Source organism: Streptomyces sp. NPDC057963, from assembly GCF_042887155.1.
Classification (GTDB): domain Bacteria; phylum Actinomycetota; class Actinomycetes; order Streptomycetales; family Streptomycetaceae; genus Streptomyces.
Map to the genome: position 1 here is coordinate 271,427 of NZ_JBHVPX010000006.1, position 17,024 is coordinate 288,450.

Consider the following 17,024-nt stretch of genomic DNA (forward strand, 5'->3'; position numbering starts at 1 on the left):
GGCGTGGCGGCGCACATGGGTATGCGGGGGAAGTGGGACGCTGCCCCGCCGTGTCAGCCGTAGATCTGATGGAAATGCATACCCGGAACCCTAAGGGCTGTCCCGTAATCCCTGGCGGGCGTGCGACGACAGCTACGGCACCTCGCCGCGTTGTCGGAACGCCCGAATACATCCAGTATGAGGGCGTCCCTCCGCCTTGCGATGCACCGCATCTGACGCCGCACGCTGATCCACCAGGGATTACGGGACAGCCCTTAGCCCGCTTCCTTTCTCCGGGGCACCCGAATTGCAACGACCTGCATCCGGACGCGGCCGTCTCCCGACGCCTCCAGATCCAACGGCACCGATGCGTGGGCAAAGGATGACCACTCCGCAAACACGATGGCCTCTGCGTCGAAGAGCGACGACAACACCCGCGGAAGGCTCCCCGTGTACGGAGCCGAAGCAGCTCGCCTCATCTGCATCGGCTACGCCTGGCTGAACAACTCCATCACCCGTGCCAGAACCGGCCTCACCCCCGGGCCCGGGCCCGGTCGCGGAACCAGGCACCCGTCCCCACCAGCACCGCCACCCCCACCCCGTACAGGGGTAGCCACAGGGTCGTTGTGGCCGCCAGGCACTCGGCGACGGCCTTACGGGCCTGGCTCTCCTGCACGAACGCCAGGGCCGGGCCGTCACTGCCGGACAGGTTCCCCAGCGCGGCCTCTGCCTGGAGGACCTGGTACCTGCCCATCAACTCGCAGTCGCCGCGTGTGCCCGGCATCGGAAACAGCCAGGCCTGGCGCTGCAGCAGGGGGGCGAGTGCGACTGCCACGCACAGGCCGACGACCAGCGCGTACGCGACCAGGCCGCGCATGTATGCCGAGCGGATGTCCGGCGTCCACTCCGCGCGTCGCTGGAAGGCGAGCATCACCGCCAGGAGCGTCACCCCGATGAACGTGGCGAACCACTGCCACGAGCCCTGGGCGAGCGCGAACGTCAGCACCGCGGCAAGCCCGATACCGATGACCCCGGGAGCGGGAATGCCATCGCCTGCTACCGCGGATGCCGGCCTCGGGGGCACTCGGGGGCTGGGATCGCTCACGGACCTCTCCTGCGCGGGAAGCCATCAGCATCCCCTGCGGAACGTCGGGGCCCTGGGTGCCATGCCGCAGGGGCCGGGCGTCCCGCCCGGATGGCCCGCTGCGCCCGGCACCGCGCCGAGTCTCAGGAACGCCCGAGGACGTCCAGTTATCGGGTGTCTCTCCGCCTCGCGATGCATGACGCCAGACAACGCAGGCCCTGTCGGCCCGGCCCGAAAAGAACACCGGCAGAGCCGGGGCTCCCGAGGCGGCCGGCCCACCGGCTTCGACAACGAGCGCTACAAGAAGCGCGACATCGTCGAACGGACCATCAACCGGCTGAAGGGCTTCCGAGCGGTCGCCACCCGCTACGAGAAACGCGCCTACATCTACCTCGGCACCGTCACCCTCGCGGCCCTCGCAATCTGGCTCCGAACATGAACCAAGAAACAGACCCTAGGACCGGCCGGGCAGGGTGGGCAGGTAGGTGGGCGCCTTGCGGACCGGGGTGGCCCTCTCGAAGGCGTACGCGTAGCTGAGCAGGTTCGCGTCGCTGTAGCGCGTTCCGAGGAAAGAGACGCCCAGCGGCAGCTTGTCCCGTGCGTAGCCGGCGGGCACGGTGATGTGGGGGTAGCCGGCCACTGCGGAGTTGCGGGTGGAACTTTCGAAGGGGGTGGGGTCGAGCGCTTCGACGGTAGGAGCGGGGATGCCGGTCGGGGTGACGATGGCATCGAGCCGGTGCTCGGCGAGAACGCCGTCGATGGCCTGACGGGCCTGACGGGTCGCGGCGCTGCGGTGCTCACGGTAGACCGGGGCGTTGACATCTCCGTCGGTCTTGTCGGCCATCTCGAAGAGTTCCTGGCCGAACTTCGGCATCTCGACGGTGGAGTTCCGCTTGTTGAACGCGATGAGTTCGGTGAGGTTCTTGGGGTGGGGGCCTGGGGTGGCGGCCAGGTAGGCGTTGAGGTCGTGCTTGAACTCGGTCAGCACGGCGGGAAGCATGTCCTTCTGCATCATGTCTTTGGAGTCGGCCACGTCCGCGCCCTCGACGACGATTGCGCCGAGCGCTCGGAGCCGCTGGACAGCCGCGTCGAAGGCCCGGTCCACGTCCGGGTCGATGCCAATGTGTCCCTTGCGCCACACACCGATGCGCTTGCCGCGCAGGGCGTTTGGGTCGAGCACCTCGCGGTAGTCGGTGGGGAGGGCAGTGTCGGCGTCGGAGGTAGCCGTGTCGGCGGTGTCCGATCCATGGATGGCCCAGAGCGCCAGGGCGGCGTCCGTCGTGTTGCGGGCGATCGGGCCGGCGGTGTCGTGGCGGCTGGTGATAGGGATCATGCCGCTGCGGCTGACCATGCCGAGGGTGGGCTTGATGCCGACGGTGGAGGTGACACTCGCGGGGCACACGATGGAGCCGTCGGTCTCGGAGCCTATGGTCACAGCGGCCAAGGCGGCTGCGGTGGCGACTGCGGAGCCGCTGGACGATCCGCAGGGGCTCCGGTCGAGTACGTAAGGGTTACGGGTCTGGCCGCCAGTGGCACTCCATCCGGCCGTCTGCTCGGGGGACCTGAAGTTGGCCCATTCCGACATGTTGGCCTTGCCCAGGATCACCGCACCCGCGTCGCGCAGTTTCTTTACCAGGAAGGCGTCCTGTGCCGGCTTGGAGTGCAACAGGGCCGTGGAGCCGGCGGTGGTGGGCTGGCGGTCCGCGGTGTCGATGTTGTCCTTGATGAGAACGGGGATGCCTTCCAGTGGCCCCCGCACTTCACCGGTGCGGCGCAGCTCGTCGCTCTTGCGTGCAAGGTCCAGTGCGTCTGGGTTCACGGTGACGACGGCATTGAGGCGGGGGTTGAGGCGATGGATCCGGTCCAGGTATGCCTGGGTCAGTTCTTTGGACGTCAGCCGCTTGCCCTTCATGTCCGCCTGAAGTTCCGGGATCGTGGCGCGGTCCAGCCGCTCGTCCAATCGTCCGTCGCGCTTCCCGTCGTTCTTCGGAGCGTACGGGGCTGCTTTGCCAGTCGAGGTCGCGGAAGCGGCCGGTCGCGGTCCGTCGTCCGGTGTGCAGGCCGCCAGGGGAACGAGCAGGCAGGCAGCTGATACTGCGATCACCGTGTGCCGTCGCGTGGTTCGAGTGAGTGAGCGCATCAGTTGCTTCTCCATAGAGGCGAGGGAAGGAAGGCCCTGTGTCCGTACAAAAGAGCCTATGAACGGCGTCTTTTCGGAACGACAGGGATGGCTACCCGTTCGGGAGTGGTGCGGACTACACCTCCTGAGGGGGTGTCCGTTTTCCGCATCACGCATGAGAAGGGGGTGTCCGGCTCGCTGCCGGACACCCCCTCCTCAGGTGCTCTCGCCGCTACGGGTCACTTCTTGCCGCTGGTCAGCCACAGTCCCAGCGCCGATCCGACGAAGACGACGCCGGTGCCGACTCCGGCCAGGACCCTCATGGTGCCGGTGTAGTGGGCGAAGGTGCTGACGTAGACCGCCGCCACCGTGGAGACGAAGAGCAGCAGCCAGAGCACGGGCTTCATCAGGGGTTCCTCCTGTTGTGCGCCCCCGGCGGCCCGGTGGGCGGCAGGGGCGGGATCTCTTACGTCGTCCACCTTCTCCCCGTGCCCCAGGTCGACGCATCGGACCGTTCCCCCGAACCGGAGGTGTAGCCCGCTACACCCGTGCGGTACGCAGGTCAGGCGTTCAGGTAGGCGAGCACCGCGAGGACCCGGCGGTGGCCGCTGTCGCTCGGCGGCAGGTTCAGCTTGGCGAGGATGCTGCCGATGTGCTTGCTGACGGAACGTTCGGTGATGAACAGGGTCGTGGCGATCGTGGGATTGTCCAGGCCCTGCGCCATCAGCCCGAGAACCTCACGTTCCCGGGGGGACAGTGCGTCGAGCGGGTCCCGGCGGCTCATCAGCTGGGAGACGACCTCGGGGTCCAGTGCCGTTCCGCCCGCGGCGACGCGCTCCAGCGCGTCCTGGAATTCCTCGATGTGCCCCACACGGTCCTTGAGCAGGTAGCCGATCCCCGAGGCGCCCTGTCCGAGCAGTTCGGCGGCGTAGCTCTCCTCGACGTACTGGGAGAGCACCAGGAGCGGCTGGCCAGGCATGATCTTCCGGGCCTCGATGGCGGCTCGCAGCCCCTCGTCGCGGAAGCCGGGCGGCAGCCGGACGTCCAGGACGGCCACGTCCGGCCGGTGTTCGAGCAGGGTGGGGACAATCTCGGGCCCACTTCCCACGACGGCCACGATCTCGTGCCCGACATCCTCCAGGAGCAGAATCAGGCCCTCGCGGAGAAGGACGTTGTCCTCCGCGATCACGATCCGCACGGCAGCACCACCTCAATCGTCGTTCCGGAACCGACAGGGCTGTCGATTCTCGTCGTACCGTCCAGGGCGGCGACCCGTCGGCGTACCCCGGCGAGTCCGCTGCCGGAGGCGGAGCCGGGTGCGGCCCCGCCGCACCCGTCGTCCCGCACGACGACGCGCAGCGTGGGCCCGTCGTACCGGAGCGACACCTGGGCATGGCTCGCGTCGCTGTGCCGGGCGATGTTGGTCAGCGCCTCGGCAACCACGAAGTAGGCGGCTGCCTCGACGGCGGCCGGGGGGCGGTGGTCGGTCTCGGGCAGATCCAGGGTGGTGGGGATCGGCCGGCCTGCGGCCAGGGAGCGGATGGCTCCGTTCAGTCCCCGGTCGGAAAGGATCGGCGGGTGGATACCGCGGATGACGGTGCGCAGCTGGACAAGTGCTTCGTCCACGGTGGTCCTGGCGTCGAGCATCATTCTCCTGGAACTCTGCGGGTCCTTGTCGAACCGGCGCTCGGCCAGGGCCAGGCGCATGGCCACCGCCACCAGTTGCGCCTGGGTGCCGTCGTGGAGGTCGCGTTCGATCCGTCGGAGTTCCGCCTCGTGGGCCTGGAGGGCGCCCGCGCGCGAGGCGGTCAGTTCCTCGATCCGCCGGCCGGCGCCGGTCCAAGTGCCGAGCATGATCTCTGCGATCCACGTCTCCAGCTTCACCGCGGCGGGGGCCAGCCACAAGAAGAGGGCAGCGAAGAGCCAGGCACACACCGCGGACAGGACGATCGCCTGCATCCAGGTGGTGAGGGGGGCCGCAAGGAGGGTGAGGGTTCCGCCGGGAACGGTCCACCACCACAGCGGGATGGAGATCGTCAGCAGCAGACTGAGCAGCACTCCCAGGACGAGGACGGGAAGGACGAGCCCCACGACGCCGTGAACCAGCATCCACGCCGTGTCCTTGCGGGTACCCGGGAACCGCAGCAGTTGCAGCGTCCGCTGGTAGGCGTTGCCTTCGGGCGTCGGACAGGGCCGGCGCACGGGGCGGCCGAGAACGCGTTCGGCGCGTCGGCGTTCGGCATCGGTCAAGGCGCGCAACGGCCGCACCGCCCACGGCAGGACCGGGGCGAAGATCAGCGAGAAGCAGACGAGCGGCAACAGAACGTAACCGGCCAGCGAAGGCAGAGCGGTGGTGAGCCCACCCAGCAGATACCTCGCGGATCGTAGGCTGTGGAGTGCCCTTGCCTTCAGGTCCATGGGTCGAGACGGTACTTCACGGGTGTTCCCCTGTCATAAGTGCGCGCTACACCTGGCAGGTGGAGCCCGCTACACCTCCGGTTCGGGAGAGGGACCGCTGCTGTCCGCTCGGCTCGCGCGATTACGTTCGGTACTCGTTCTGACCGATCGAGGAACCGAAGGACCCACCATGCAACCGATGACGACCCGGGCCACGCCGTTCGCCGTGTCCCTGGAGGAGGTCTCCCAGTCCTATGGCGAGGTGACCGCGCTGGACGGGGTCAGCTGGGGGTTCCGCAAGGGCAGTCTCACCGCGATCATGGGTCCGTCCGGATCGGGCAAGAGCACCTTCCTGCACTGCGCCTCCGGTCTCGACCGGCCCAGCAGCGGAACGGTACGGCTCGGTGATCTGGACATGGGAGGGCTCAGCGAGACGGAGCTGACCCGGCTGCGCCGCGAACGGATCGGGTTCGTCTTCCAGGGCTACAACCTCATGCCCTCGATGGACGTCGAGCGCAACATCACCCTCCCGCTGTCCCTCGGCGGCCGCCAGGCGGACAGGCGCTGGCTGGACGAAGTCGTCCACCGCGTGGGGATGGCCGGCCACCTGGACCGGCTCCCGGCACGTCTGTCCGGCGGCCAGCAGCAGCGTGTGGCGGTCGCCCGAGCGCTCGTCACCCGCCCGGAGATCGTCTTCGCCGACGAGCCGACGGCCGCGCTGGATCCGAGGTCGGCCGAGCACGTCCTGAAGCTACTGCGTGACGCGGTCGACGAGATGGGGCAGACGGTCGTGCTGGTCACCCACGACCCGGTGGCCGCTGCCTGGGCCGACAGTGTCGTCTTCCTGAGCGAGGGCAGGATCGTCGACGAGCTGACGGCTCCCTCCGCCGCAACCGTCCTGGCCCACTGGGGGACGCTGTGAGGCGCGGGATCGCCGCCGGAGTGGCGGTGGCACTGTTGTGCGCGGCTGCGTTGACGGGCGCGTTCGGGGTCCTGCTGGAGTCCGCACTACGGGCGCACGGATCGGCCGACCGCTATGAGCACGCCGTGGCCGTCGTCGCCGCGAGCCAGCGCGTCGAGGTCGTCAAGGACGACCAGACCGATGTCAGGCCGCTGGTGGAACGGGCCCGGGTACCGGTATCGGTGGCGGACCGGGTACGCACAGTACCGGGGGTCACCGAGGTGGTCGCGGACGTCTCTTTGCCGGTGGTCACCGCGGACGGGGCCGTGCGGACCGGCCGCGGCTGGGACGCGACCGCGCTCACCGAGGTCGAACTGCGTGCCGGCCGGGCCCCGCAGGCGGAACACGAAGTCGCGGTGGACTCCGGCAGCGGCAGGGCCGTCGGGGACACCGTCCGTCTCCAGGTCGGCGGCAAGGCGCCGGAACCCTACCGCGTCAGCGGTCTGGTGGCCGACGGGTCCGGCGCAGGCCGCGATGTCTGGTTCGGCCAGCGCACGGCACAGGTCCTCAGCGGCCGTCCCGAGCGCGCGGACGCGCTGGTCGTGCTCGGCACGAAGGGGACGTCCGCCCAGTCGCTGCGGGCAGCCGCCCCCGGTCTCGTCGTCGCGACCGGCGCGGGCCGCGGCGACGTCGAGAACCCGGAGGTGGCGGCGGCACGGCTCGACCTGATCGGCGTGTGTGCGTCGATCGGCGGAGTCGCCCTCCTGGTGGTGCTGCTGATCGTGACCGGTCTCCTGGACACGTCCGTACGGGACCGGACCCGCGAGCTCGCTGTCCTGCGCGCCATCGGTGCCACCCCCCGGCAGGTCCGCAGGGTGATCGTCCGCGAGACGCTCAAGGTCGCGGTACCGGCGTCGCTCCTGGGCGGTCTGCTGTCGCTCGGGCTCGGCACCCTGCTGCACCGCTTCATGGCCGAGCAGGGGGTCCTGCCCCAGGGGCTGGGGCTCGCCCTGGGACCGTTTCCCGTCGTCGGCGCCCTGGCACTCACGGTGCTCACCGCGGTCGGTTCCGCCTGGCTCGCGGCACGACGCGTATCCCGGATCCGGCCGGCCCAGGCCGTGAGCGAGACCTCCGCCGAACCGACTCGGCTACCGCGCTGGCGCGTGATCACCGGCCTGGTGCTCCTGGTCGTCGGTCTCGCTTCGGCCGCCACCGCGTTCGCGTTCGGCGGGCAGGTGGCGACCGCGGCCATGGGCGGACTCGTACTCTCCCTCATCTGGGCGGCGGCCCTCCTGGGTCCCTCGATCGCCCGAGGGGGAATCGTCGTCCTCAGCCCCGTCATGCGCCTCCTGTTCCCGGTCCCGGGCCGGCTCGCCACCGACACGGCCACCGCCGCGGCCGTGCGACTCGCGTCGGTCATCACGCCGATCGCGCTCGCGCTCTCCTTCGGCGCCAGCCAGCTGTTCGTGCAGACCACCGCGGTCAACGCCACCCGGACGCAGGCAGCCGCGGGGCTGCACGCGGACCAGGTGCTCGTCTCGAACGGGCCGGGCGTGCCCCGGGCCATGTACCGGGCGGTGGAAAGGACAGCCGGACCGGGGACCGTGACCGCGGTGAAACGCACCACCGTGGTGATGTCGGTCGCGGCCCAGCTCCAGTCCCTGCCCACCCAAGGCGTGAAGGGCGCACTGTCCAATCTGGACCCGGGCGTGAAGGCGGGCTCGCTGAAGGGTCTGCACGGCAAGAACACAGTCGCGCTCAGTTCGAACGTGGCCAGCGCGGCCAAGGTCGGTTCGACCGTGTCTCTCTGGCTCGGGGACGGCACCGTGATCCGCCCCGAGGTGGTGGCCGTCTACGACCGGGGACAGGGCTTCGGGGACGTCCTGCTGCCTCACGACATGGTCGCCGCCCACGTCACCGACGCGGGCCACGACGACTACCTCCTGGTGAAGGGAGCGGCCGACCTGCGACCGGTGCTCGACCGTTTCCCCGGGACCCGTGCCACGTCCGCCGGACAGTACAGTGCGGCCCTCACCGAGAAAGCCCGCCAACAGGGCCTGCCCGGACTGCTCGCAGTCGCGGCGATCTCCCTGTTCACCCTGATCGGCGTGGTGACCACGCTGGCCGTCGCCACCGCGTCCCGCCGTCGTGAACTGGCTCTGCTCCGGCTCATCGGCGCGACCCGCGGCCAGGTTCTGGCGATGCTGCGGCTGGAGACCTGCCTCGTACTCGGCACGGGGGCCGCCGTCGGCTCCCTGGTCGCGGCGGTGACGCTGCTGACCTTCGGCGGCGCGGTGACCGGTCTGTCCGCGCTGTCGGTGTCGCCCTCGGTCTGCGCGGCCGTACTCGGCACGGTGTTCCTGTCGGGCACGGCGGCCGTCATGCTGCCCGCCCGCCGGCTGCTGCGCCGCCGCAGGTCTCCTCGAATCACGTAGCGGAACCAGGTCCCGCCTCTCCCATGCTCCCCGTCCTCGGGCGGGGGCACGAGAGGAGGGCCGTTCCTTCATGCATGCGCCGCGACCATCACAGGGCCAGGCCGATCCACCGGCAGGCCCGTCGCACCACGACCACCTCTCCCTGACCCATTGACGTTGTTCCCCTACCGACAGGAGTTGTTCCATGCACGCACGTGTATCGCCGAGGTTCCGTCCCACTCTTTCGCGAGGTGGCCGGCGTAAGACCTTGCTCGCCGTGACCGTGCTCACCGGGGCCGTCATGACCACCGGTGCGCTGTTCCCGTCCGCGGCCTCCGCCGCCAAGCCGGACCCCGTTCAAAAAAGCCTGAACGCCCTGGTGACCGACGACCAGATGCCCGCTGCGCTGGCGAGCGTCGCGGACCGCGAAGGCCGGATGCGTAACTACACCGCGGGCGTCGGCGACCTCAAGACCGGGGCGAAGGTACCCAAGGACGGACAGGTGCGCGCGGGCAGCAACACCAAGGCATTCACAGCCGTGGTCGCGCTGCAGCTGGTCGCCGAGAAGAAGATCGCCCTGGACGCCCCCGTCGACACCTACCTGCCCGGCCTGCTGCGCGGTGAGGGGATCGACGGACGCCACATCACCGTCCGCCAACTCCTCCAGCACACCAGCGGCCTGCCCGACTACGTGGACCAGCGCGCGATCCTCGATGATCCGCAGCGGTACTACGAGCCGCGCGAGCTCCTCGACGGCGCACTCGCGCAGAAGGCCCACTTCTCCCCGGGCGCGAAGTGGGAGTACAGCAACACGAACTACCTGGTCGCGGGCCTGATCATCCAGAAGGTCACCGGCCGCCCGCTGGGCGAGGAGATCAACCGGCGCATCGTCGACCGCATCGGACTGCGCCACACCTACTTCCCCACCCCCGGAGACATGGCCGTCCGCGAGCCCCACCCCAAGGGCTACCACCGGGACACGGCCGACTCGCCCTGGCGCGAGGTCACCGAACTCGACCCGTCCTGGGGCTGGGCCGCAGGTGCGGTGATCTCCACCAACAGCGACCTCAACCGCTTCTACACCGCCCTCCTCGACGGCAAACTCCTGCCCCCGGCCCAGCTCACCCAGATGCGCACCACCGTTCCCGCAGGCGACCTGGGCTTCCGTTACGGACTGGGCCTGACCAGCACGCCGTTGCCGTGCGGCGGTGTCTACTGGGGCCATGGCGGCACCATTCCGGGATACGCCACCTTGGGAGGTGTCACGGAGGACGGCCGTGCGGTCAACATCGCACTGACCGCCATCCCGGGCGACAGCGCCACCGAGCAGCGCGCGCAGACCGCCGTCGAAACGACCCTGTGCCGCTGAAAGCCTCACTGACCCAACCGGAAAGCCGCCGCTCCCGCACCGCGGCCGCAGACGCCCGATGAGGGCGGGACAGGCCGGTGGGCGGGCCCCTGCCGCCATCGGCGCTTGACGGTATCGGCGCTTGACGGTATCGGCGCTTGACGGTATCGGCGCTTGACGGTATCGGTCGCCGCTCCCGCTCGCGGGAACGGCGACCGATACCCCGGCGGGCCCGTGCTCACGAGCGTCGCCAGGCCACCGGGGCGCGCACCGACTCGCTCTTCGCTTGCTCTCCACTGTCACGACAGGAGTTGTTCCATGCACGCACGTGTATCGCCGAGGTTTCGCCCCACTCTTTCGCGAGGTGGCCGGCGTAAGACCTTGCTCGCCGTGACCGTGCTCACCGGGGCCGTCATGACCACCAGTGCACTGTTCCCGTCCGCGGCCTCCGCCGCCAAGCCGGACCCCGTTCAAAAAAGCCTGAACGCCCTGGTGACCGACGACAAGATGCCCGCTGCGCTGGCGAGCGTCGTGGACCGCGAAGGCCGGATGCGTAACTACACCGCGGGCGTCGGCGACCTCAAGACCGGGGCGAAGGTACCCAAGGACGGGCAGGTGCGCGCGGGCAGCAACACCAAGGCTTTCACGGCCGTGGTCGCGCTGCAGCTGGTCGCCGAGAAGAAGATCGCCCTGGACGCCCCCGTCGACACCTACCTGCCCGGCCTGCTGCGCGGTGAGGGGATCGACGGACGCCACATCACCGTCCGCCAACTCCTCCAGCACACCAGCGGCCTGCCCGAATACATGGAGTCCCCCGTCTTCGCGGACTTCCCCGCCGTCCGGTACCGGTACTTCGAGCCACGCGACCTGCTTGACGGCGCCCTTGCACAGAAGGCCCACTTCTCCCCGGGCGCGAAGTGGGAGTACAGCAACACGAACTACCTGGTCGCGGGCCTGATCATCCAGAAGGTCACCGGCCGCCCCATAGGCGAGGAGATCAACCGGCGCATCATCGACCGCATCGGACTGCGCCACACCTACTTCCCCACTCCCGGAGAGACGACCATCCACGAACCCCACCCCAAGGGCTACGAACAGGAAGTGGCCGACGGACCTCTGATCGACTACACCACCATGGACATGTCCATGGGATGGGCTGCGGGTGCGGTGATCTCCACCAACAGCGACCTCAATCGCTTCTACACCGCCCTCCTCGACGGCAAACTCCTGCCCCCGGCCCAGCTCACCCAGATGCGCACCACCGTCCCCGCAGAGGCACGCGGGCCCGGCGTCCGCTACGGACTGGGCCTGACCAGCACGCCGCTGTCATGCGGCGGCGTCTACTGGGGTCACGGCGGAACCGCCCTGGGATACCGGACCCGAGGAGGCGTCACAGAGGACGGACGTGCCGCCGGCATCGCAGTAACCACCGCCCCGACGGGTGCAGCCTCCCAGCGGGTGGAGGCTGCCGTCGACACGGCGCTGTGCCGCTGATCCAGGCAGAGACAGACGGGATGACGGCCCGCGGGGTCGCCGACGCGTTCCGGCGGCCCCGGCCCCGGCCCCGTTCCGTGGAAATGTTCAGGTGCTGACCAGCACGCAGGGCGGACGCCGGTACGCCAGATGTACGCCTCCCTCGGACCTGGCGGGGAGCCCCGGGTGATCGAGCCGCGCCGCTCTGTCCGCGCCCGGATCCCAGGCCCCGGCAGCAGCGACCGGACCACGGCCCACTCCGCGCCCGTCATGTCCGAGGATGGGTGGCTGGGCAAGAAGCGCCCGCGATGCCGGCTGGCACACATGGACGAGGTGCTCGGCGGATTGCGCGAGCAGGCGGACAAAGCAAGGGAGGAACTGCACGCCGAGCTGACCGCCCTGCGCAAGGAGACCGCCTCCTTGCGGGCCGGGACGGAACAGGCCGCCGCCGCGAATACCGCGGTGGAGGTGAGCAAGGGGCACGGCGCGCTGCTGCGGGAAACGGCCCGGGCCTCATCCGCGACGGTGCTGTGCCACCGGGACGCCTGGGAGTTCATCACGGCCCATGCCGGGCGGCAGCCGCACTTCCGGGCACCGGCCCAGGTCCTCGGCCAGGGCGAAATGCGGGTCCGCGCTGCACTGTCCGGACGTTCCTTGATCGCGCTCCTGATCGCCCTGCACTCGGTCAAGGAAACCGCATCCGAGGGAGACGGCGACCAGGACCTGGCCACCGTTCTCTACGACCCCGTCAAGGAAAGCCTGACCGAACTGTCCGTGGCAGGCCAGCCAGTGACCATCACCCTCGACGACCGCGTCACGCCCGATGGCAGCACACCGGCTGACGAACCCGACGGGCCCGAAACCCCGACCGAACCTGACGAAGAGGCCGAGGGCGAGGACAAGAAGGAGTAACTGCGAAGGCGGTCTCCACCGGCAACTCCTACTGACAAATGCTCCGTGCCTCCGCACCTGAGGGACGCCCGGGCAAACCGGGCGCCCCTTGGCGAAACCCGGCCCATGGGCTCCAGGAAGCAGCAAGCAAGCCCTCGCGGCATCCCGTTCGCGCCCATACTCCCGTTCGACTCATGGCGGGACACGGTCGCGCACCGCACCCATCGCCCCTCGCCAGCAACTGACAGAACACCCGGAACGGATAAATCGCCAGCGCCGATCACGCATCCTTTCCCTCCGGCCACCCGCACACCAAAGAATCAGCAGGTCAGAAGCCTGCCGGGAGCGCCCCGCCCAACCAACCCGATACAGGACCTCCCCATCAACCCGTATCCGCTAGGCTGTCCCTGGTTGGCCACTGGTACGCCGCACCGCCCGTCCAGGCAAGAACACGGAAGGTGCCACACCTCGTCCGACCAACGGGCTTGTACGCCTAGTGGAAGATCCACTCTCTGGGTTTTCTTCAAGGATTCCTACAAGCCCCCGCCTTCGCCTTCGTGGGATCTGTCGAAAACTCCGTCGTCCCAGGTCAGAGCCGGCGAGCTGCGACGCCACCAAACGCGATCGCACGTTTCCAAAACGCCTCCCCAGAGTTTCTGCGGGTCACGACAGCTGCAACGAGGTAACTCCACCGACCGCCCCCACCTCGCCTGACAGTGCACGAGCGCCACAGGTGCGGTCGCGGATCCTGCACCGGCGTCGTCACCCAGGTGCCATCCCGCAGGTTGCTACTCTAGTAGCATGGATGCAGGGTTACAGCTGTGCCTACGCCCTCGCCCTTCATTCCGTGGCCCCGGCTCGACCGTCGCGCCTACCTGCTGCTCCTCGACGACCAGCACCGGCTCCTGCTGTGCGGTGGGTGCTGTAGTGGCTGGACGGTCCCACAGGTGCGCATCAACGCAGGCTCGGACTTCCGGAGGGCCGCTGTCGAATTTCTCGCCGAGCGATTCCAACTCAAGGACCCCCGCTTCGAATCCACATATGGCTTGCGACAGTCCCGGTTCGGCGACAACTGGGAATTCGATCGCGTCACAGCAACTCGCACATTTATCGTCCGCATCAGCGATGAGCAGAGCAGGGAAGTCACACGTAAATCCGCGTCCCACACTCGGTGGGAACTCACGGACTTGAGGAGGCGTAGGCGGCAAATTCATCCGGAGGGGGTGGTACTACTCACCATCGGTTACGTAGAGGGCTGGATCCCCGATGGGCCGATTTCTCTTTACTTATTTCGAACTAGAGAGAGATGTCACCATATGCCATCAAGATCACCCTGACTCGCACCATTCAATCGATCGAGCTGAAGGCAGCGCAGGACTCCATCGGAATGAAACTTGGCTCGGTCAGCGGCGACAGCAGTCTCGCAACCCTGCCGACCGTGCGAGACGAACAGCGCGTCATACCGAAAATCTGGAAGCGAATCGGGGACGCATGGCCCATCAACGTGCTACGAATCGCATTGTCTGGCACAGGCGGAAAGCACCTGGGCGAAGCCCCAACTTTACGCGCTGGCTTGTGTGGGGTCCGCCAGACTACTGGCGGACCCCACGCAAGCTATGCGCGGTCGGAACCGGGGATAAGGAGCGAATCTCGCTGTCCAGGAATAGTAGAACCTTGCGATTCCACCTCAAGGCCAATCCATGGCGCAAGGGAATCCCATGCTAGGCCGCAAAGCCGATTAGACCGTTCACGAATGAACTCCTCGGTCCAATCCTCGTCTCGCCTAGCAAGAGACGACACGAGGGGGAGGTAGCGTGCCCGGTGGATGATTGCTTCTGCTCCTTGCCCCAAAGAGATCCCTTCACGGGACGCCATCGCGAGAGTCTTCTCCGCCTCCTCCATCGTGGTGGCGGAAAGGGCGCGGAACATCAGCCGCTTCAACTCCCACGACCGGTCGCTGGCTGACGAGTTCTCGACTGTCGGCAAAAGCGTGAGGTTTCCGAGGGTATGCACAGTTGTCGAGTCATCGTAGATCTTGATGTCCCAGCCGTTGGCTCCGGGATTCTGGGGCGCGATGTGCTCGATGGTGGCGAAGTCAGTGCTGTTCCAGCGATTCAGGTTCAGCGTGCTGAGGAGTCCCCTCCTTCCCTGTGTCACCAGGCCAGGGCTTCCCTCGTCTGGAGCGGAGTCACTTGAGGCTGCGAGCAGCAGCAGCCTGGAGAGGGGGCGATTGCTGGTGTAGACCGGTGTGGCTGCTGCCTTGGCAACCCACTGGCTCTTGCCATCAATGCCCTCAGCTTGCAGCTGTTGACGTAGGAAGCCCAGCATGTCCTCAACCGGTGGGACGGTCGTGAGTTGCTGGCCGAAGCGTGGGAATCGAGGACCACTACTCGTGGCGTGGTACGTCATGAGCTTGCGGTAGACGTTGTCAATGCCATGTGTGCCTCCGAACGCACCACGCCACAGGGCGAAGAAGGCTCCGCAGGCCCGTACGGCCGTTAGATACTCGCTGGCCTGCCGGTCGAGGTGTTCACCGGAGCTCAGCTGGTGCGCAGCGAAGTACCGGGTAAGCGGGGCAATCACAATGTCATGCTTCGCTTCGCCGAGTACCTGCAAGCACAGCGCCGCTTGTTGACGTAGCGCGTCGTCGGCATATTCCGGGAGGCTCTCTGGAGCGCCCCAGGGACCTGATACGAAGCGGGTTACCTCGGCCAAGGCGTGCAGGAAAGTTCGGCGCCCCACCTTGTCCGGCTCTTTGTCGAAAGCAGTTCGCAGGTACCGCCGTTGCTCACTGAGCCTCTTACTCAGTCGCTGGCCATCATGGAGTAGGGCGAAGGGGATTAGGATGTTACTTGTTGCAGTCTGCCGCTGATCAGCCGAGGTTGCCCCGTCGAGGTATTTTTCGACGGTGTCGAAGTAGGTGTAGGAATCAGATCCATTCCACTCGTTGAGGCCCTCGTTCTGAATCGCCTTTGGCTTGAACGTTTCAATGGCAGTGAGCGGCTGCCCCGTCGTATTGAGAGCTTCAAACATATCGAACCCGTAGTCTTCGCGCTTGGCAGTCACTACGGCGACAGTCACTCGGTTCAACAGGTAGTTGGCGAACACGATCAGGCGGAGGAGTGAGCCAATACGATCGTCGCCGTTCGCGGCCTCCACCACGGCTGCGGGGAACGGGCTGTTGAACAGAGCTTCCTGCAGCTTCTGAGACTCGCCAATTGCCCTGGTCGACGGAATCTCGGTTTCGTCTTCTCGCGTGTTTCTCGATGGAGAGACAGCACTGCGAAGTGTCCTGCGAACGAAGGCCCGGATACTCTCAAGTGTCTTGTGGGCCTGAGAGTTGGCGTCCGCGGCTTCGCCCTCGACAAAAGAGACGTGCTTGTAGTCCTTCGGGTTTGACTCGTCGCGCGCGTACCGACCGTACTGATGCAGGTAGTACCCGATGGGGGAGTCGTACTTTGCCCTACCTGAATCTCGGGACCAGACGTCGTGGTACGAGCGAACCATGCGGGGGTAGTAGCGAAAGTCGCCCTTGCCGTACCGCATGTCTTCTTCGAAGGTGTCGGTCAATCGACTCGTAACGTCGATGGCCTGGTTGTAGCACCAATCTCTCGCTTCACCGTCGGTCTTGGGCAACTTGCCGGCGCGGACACTGATCTCTTCGTGCAACACCGTGGTCAGCAGTAGCAGCGTAGTGAGTCGTTGCTGCCCGTCGATGATGGTCATGACCTTGGGGGGCACCATGGGGCGATCGATTGGCTCGACTGTCGTGTACTGCAGATCTCGCAACGCAATCACGGTTCCGAGGAAGCAGATCGAGTCTTCAAACTCCGTGATCTGCTCAAGTCCGTGGGCGACGTCAGCGATCAACCGTTTGACCTTCGCATTTTCCCAGCTATACGCCCGCTGATAGGGCGGGATGTACAGTCCCTGCCCCGTTTCGCTGAGGAATTCTGCCACTGCCCGCGGCGCAGCATCGAAGATCTCCCGCGCTTCCATCCATGATCTCCCGTGATCTCGTCTGACGACACCGCGAACCTGCAGAGCCGCCGCAGCACCCTTACCATCCGCCGGGGAGAAAACCGGTGTTGTGACGCGCACGCTAGGGATGCATCACTATCCGGCTTGTGCTGCGATGCGAGCCCCCCGACCTCGACCGCATACCCACCCCCCTTTGACAAGGGCGCACGCCATGACCATCGGACGCGTATGAGCTGCAACACTCGATCAAGCCTAGACCGGGGTGCTGGCATTCGGGGGCCGCTCGGAAAATCTTCGGCTCGGACCGTAGCGATGTCGATGCTCCGCGTGGCTGAAAGGCGTTGTTCCAGCGAGCTTGCCTCAAGGGGTACGTGCGTCCGTTAGGATCTCAGGGCGCTCCTGGTGGAGCATGGGCTACCGGCGAGAACAGCCACCAG

General features: G+C 67.3%; 11 protein-coding genes and 1 pseudogene. 6 read left to right on the plus strand and 6 right to left on the minus strand.

Annotation, left to right across the window (positions count from 1 at the left end):
- Positions 1–511: 511 nt before the first annotated feature.
- The gene (locus tag ACFVT1_RS16815; protein ID WP_389795841.1) at positions 512–1,084 is read right to left on the minus strand and encodes a hypothetical protein; all 573 of its coding nucleotides are present in this window, start codon (positions 1,082–1,084) and stop codon (positions 512–514) included.
- Positions 1,085–1,307: 223 nt separating this feature from the next.
- Here ACFVT1_RS16815 and ACFVT1_RS16820 point away from each other — a divergent pair.
- Positions 1,308–1,502, plus strand: a pseudogene (locus ACFVT1_RS16820) (IS5/IS1182 family transposase); the annotation flags it as partial.
- Between the two features lie 15 nt (positions 1,503–1,517).
- Here ACFVT1_RS16820 and ACFVT1_RS16825 read toward each other — a convergent pair.
- From ACFVT1_RS16825 to ACFVT1_RS16840, 4 genes are all read right to left on the minus strand, one after another.
- Positions 1,518–3,218 (minus strand): amidase, encoded by a 1,701-nt coding sequence (locus ACFVT1_RS16825; RefSeq protein WP_389795843.1) that lies wholly within the window; start codon positions 3,216–3,218, stop codon positions 1,518–1,520.
- Positions 3,219–3,421: 203 nt separating this feature from the next.
- Positions 3,422–3,589, minus strand: a complete 168-nt coding sequence (locus ACFVT1_RS16830) for a hypothetical protein (RefSeq protein ID WP_165484671.1) — start codon at positions 3,587–3,589, stop codon at positions 3,422–3,424.
- A gap of 155 nt (positions 3,590–3,744) precedes the next feature.
- The gene (locus tag ACFVT1_RS16835) at positions 3,745–4,380 is read right to left on the minus strand and encodes a LuxR C-terminal-related transcriptional regulator (RefSeq protein ID WP_389795845.1); all 636 of its coding nucleotides are present in this window, start codon (positions 4,378–4,380) and stop codon (positions 3,745–3,747) included.
- Complete coding sequence (locus ACFVT1_RS16840) at positions 4,368–5,600, minus strand: sensor histidine kinase (protein WP_389795847.1); 1,233 nt, start codon at positions 5,598–5,600, stop codon at positions 4,368–4,370. Before ACFVT1_RS16840 ends, ACFVT1_RS16835 begins: the two co-directional genes overlap by 13 nt.
- A gap of 178 nt (positions 5,601–5,778) precedes the next feature.
- Here ACFVT1_RS16840 and ACFVT1_RS16845 point away from each other — a divergent pair, with 178 nt between their 5' ends.
- From ACFVT1_RS16845 to ACFVT1_RS16865, 5 genes are all read left to right on the plus strand, one after another.
- A complete protein-coding gene (locus ACFVT1_RS16845; RefSeq protein ID WP_376286722.1) occupies positions 5,779–6,501 on the plus strand; it encodes an ABC transporter ATP-binding protein in 723 nt (240 codons plus the stop codon).
- Entirely contained in the window at positions 6,498–8,915 is a 2,418-nt protein-coding gene (locus ACFVT1_RS16850; protein WP_389795849.1) for an FtsX-like permease family protein, read from the plus strand. Before ACFVT1_RS16845 ends, ACFVT1_RS16850 begins: the two co-directional genes overlap by 4 nt.
- A gap of 247 nt (positions 8,916–9,162) precedes the next feature.
- The gene (locus tag ACFVT1_RS16855; RefSeq protein WP_389796201.1) at positions 9,163–10,263 is read left to right on the plus strand and encodes a serine hydrolase domain-containing protein; all 1,101 of its coding nucleotides are present in this window, start codon (positions 9,163–9,165) and stop codon (positions 10,261–10,263) included.
- A gap of 393 nt (positions 10,264–10,656) precedes the next feature.
- Positions 10,657–11,736, plus strand: coding sequence for a serine hydrolase domain-containing protein (locus tag ACFVT1_RS16860; protein WP_389795851.1), 1,080 nt, complete (start codon positions 10,657–10,659; stop codon positions 11,734–11,736).
- Between the two features lie 249 nt (positions 11,737–11,985).
- Positions 11,986–12,627 (plus strand): hypothetical protein, encoded by a 642-nt coding sequence (locus ACFVT1_RS16865; protein ID WP_389795853.1) that lies wholly within the window; start codon positions 11,986–11,988, stop codon positions 12,625–12,627.
- Positions 12,628–14,220: 1,593 nt separating this feature from the next.
- On the opposite strand, the gene ACFVT1_RS16870 is transcribed toward ACFVT1_RS16865, so the two are convergent.
- Entirely contained in the window at positions 14,221–16,605 is a 2,385-nt protein-coding gene (locus ACFVT1_RS16870) for a DUF262 domain-containing HNH endonuclease family protein (RefSeq protein WP_072487356.1), read from the minus strand.
- Between the last annotated feature and the right edge of the window lie 419 nt (positions 16,606–17,024).

Coding starts and splice junctions, on each gene's coding strand:
- ACFVT1_RS16825 (WP_389795843.1), bottom strand. CDS start 3,218: ATGGAGAAGCAACTGATGCGCTCACTCACTCGAACCACGCGACGGCAC.
- ACFVT1_RS16830 (WP_165484671.1), bottom strand. CDS start 3,589: ATGAAGCCCGTGCTCTGGCTGCTGCTCTTCGTCTCCACGGTGGCGGCG.
- ACFVT1_RS16840 (WP_389795847.1), bottom strand. CDS start 5,600: ATGGACCTGAAGGCAAGGGCACTCCACAGCCTACGATCCGCGAGGTAT.
- ACFVT1_RS16845 (WP_376286722.1), top strand. CDS start 5,779: ATGACGACCCGGGCCACGCCGTTCGCCGTGTCCCTGGAGGAGGTCTCC.
- ACFVT1_RS16860 (WP_389795851.1), top strand. CDS start 10,657: ATGACCACCAGTGCACTGTTCCCGTCCGCGGCCTCCGCCGCCAAGCCG.
- ACFVT1_RS16865 (WP_389795853.1), top strand. CDS start 11,986: ATGTCCGAGGATGGGTGGCTGGGCAAGAAGCGCCCGCGATGCCGGCTG.
- ACFVT1_RS16870 (WP_072487356.1), bottom strand. CDS start 16,605: ATGGAAGCGCGGGAGATCTTCGATGCTGCGCCGCGGGCAGTGGCAGAA.